A 2,500-nucleotide genomic window follows, 5' to 3' on the forward strand; every position below is an offset into this window, starting at 1 on the left:
ACTCTTTGGTTCCGGAGGGGGCTGTTTTAAGCCCGGCCTTTTTTGTTTTGCGCGTCCTCGGACCTTTGGTCCTGTGGGCGTCGCGGGGGCTGCTCCATCCCGCGTTATTTTGTTTTCCCTGGAACTCTTTGGTTCCGGAGGGGGCTGTTTTAAGCCCGGCCTTTTTTGTTTTGCGCGTCCTCGGACCTTTGGTCCTGTGGGCGTCGCGGGGGCTGCTCCATCCCGCGTTATTTTAGCATCACCGTGGTTTGGGGGCTTCTGTCCTGCCCGTGTCCTGCCCGGGATTTTTGTCTGTTTGTCCTGGGCTTTCGCCTGCGGTCAAACGGGGGCTGCTCCATGGTGCCAGCACCGGAGGCATGAGAGCTGATCTGGTGCCGGGTTGTTTTGTGTCGTTGAAGAGATGCGCGCTCAAGAGCGCTAAGATTTCAAACTGCGTTTAGCAGGCCTGGCGGCGACCTACTCTCCCACACCTTAAGATGCAGTACCATTGGCGCTGGGGAGTTTCACGGCCGAGTTCGGGATGGGATCGGGTGGGGGCTCCCCGCTGAGGCCACCAGGCCGGCGAAGCGCAGTTTGCTTTTCCCTCACGGCCACACCGCGTTTTTCAAGCGCTGGCCTGCGGGAGCGCGCCCTGACCGGGCGGCGGCCGCTTGGCCTTGCGAAGCTTGCGCTTCGAACTGTGTTTCCACGAGGGGTAAAACTGGTCTTGTTTTGATCATTTCAAACGCACTCAAGTAGCCGCTAGGCGGTAGTGCACTTCAAACGCACTCAAGTAGCCGCTAGGCGGTAGTGCATCTAAAATGATCTTTCCAAAGCGCCAAGGGCGCTTTGGCAAAGATGAACATTGATTAATGAGAGCGATCAAGCCGAACGAGCTATTAGTAAAGCTAAGCTTCATGTGTTGCCACACTTCCACACGCTTCCTATCGACGTGGTGGTCTTCCACGGCTCTTCAGGGAGAACTGGTTTTGAGGTGGGTTTCCCGCTTAGATGCTTTCAGCGGTTATCCCTTCCGTACATAGCTACCCTGCAATGCGGCTGGCGCCACAACAGGTCCACCAGAGGTACGTCCATCCCGGTCCTCTCGTACTAGGGACAGATCCTCTCAATTCTCCTACACCCACGGCAGATAGGGACCGAACTGTCTCGCGACGTTCTGAACCCAACTCACGTACCACTTTAATTGGCGAACAGCCAAACCCTTGGGACCTGCTCCAGCCCCAGGATGTGATGAGTCGACATCGAGGTGCCAAACAATGCCGTCGATATGGACTCTTGGGCATCATCAGCCTGTTATCCCCGGCGTACCTTTTATCCGTTGAGCGATGGCCCTTCCACGAGGGACCACCGGATCACTATGGCCGTCTTTCGACTCTGCTCGACTTGTCAGTCTCGCAGTCAGGCAGGCTTATGCCATTGCACTCAACGAGCGATTTCCGACCGCTCTGAGCCCACCTTCGCGCGCCTCCGTTACCATTTGGGAGGCGACCGCCCCAGTCAAACTACCCGCCACACACGGTCCCGGATATTGTTGTACCGCGGTTAGATATCCATGACGACAGGGGTGGTATTTCAAGGGTGACTCCACATCAGCTGGCGCCAATGCTTCAACGTCTACCACCTATCCTACACAAGTCGTCACGAATACCAGTGTGAAGCTGTAGTAAAGGTGCACGGGGTCTTTCCGTCTGACCGCAGGAACCCCGCATCTTCACGGGGAATTCAATTTCACTGAGTCTATGCTGGAGACAGCGGGGAAGTCGTTACGCCATTCGTGCAGGTCGGAACTTACCCGACAAGGAATTTCGCTACCTTAGGACCGTTATAGTTACGGCCGCCGTTTACTGGGGCTTCAATTCGGTGCTTGCACACCTCCTCTTAACCTTCCAGCACCGGGCAGGCGTCAGACCCTATACGTCGCCTTGCGGCTTCGCAGAGCCCTGTGTTTTTGATAAACAGTCGCCACCCCCTGGTCTGTGCCACCCACACAAGGTTGCCCTCGCATGGGTCTCCCTTCTCGCGAACTTACGGGAGCATTTTGCCGAGTTCCTTCAGCATAGTTCTCTCAAGCGCCTTGGTATGCTCTACCAGTCCACCTGTGTCGGTTTCGGGTACGGTTTATAAAGTGGAGCTATTTCCTGGAACACCTTCGCTGCACCCCCAATCCAATAAGGAGATACAACACACGGCATCCGTCACTACCACCAAGCTGCAGAATATTAACTGCATTCCCATCGACTACGCCTTTCGGCCTCGCCTTAGGGGCCGGCTAACCCTGCGCCGATTAGCGTTGCGCAGGAACCCTTGGACTTTCGGCGAGCGGGTCTCTCACCCGCTTTATCGTTACTCATGTCAGCATTCGCACTTCTGATATCTCCAGGAGCCCTCACGGGTCCCCCTTCGCAGACTTACAGAACGCTCCGCTACCGCGCATCAAAGATGCACCCGCAGTTTCGGTGTATGGCTTGAGCCCCGGTACATTTTCGGCGCGGGACCCCTT

General features: G+C 56.3%; 1 protein-coding gene and 2 rRNA genes (1 of these 3 cut by a window edge). 1 reads left to right on the forward strand and 2 read right to left on the reverse strand.

The features are described 5' to 3' along the window. The coding region (locus ACXAH0_RS25010; RefSeq protein WP_475195989.1) for a hypothetical protein at positions 1-236 on the forward strand (236 nt) is incomplete at its 5' end. 207 nt (positions 237-443) lie between these two features. Here ACXAH0_RS25010 and rrf read toward each other — a convergent pair. Next, positions 444-558, reverse strand: a 5S ribosomal RNA gene (gene rrf / locus ACXAH0_RS25015). A gap of 299 nt (positions 559-857) precedes the next feature. Next, positions 858-2,500, reverse strand: a 23S ribosomal RNA gene (locus ACXAH0_RS25020) (it continues 1,080 nt past the right edge of the window).

Source organism: Roseibium sp. AWQ4_290, assembly GCF_056160985.1.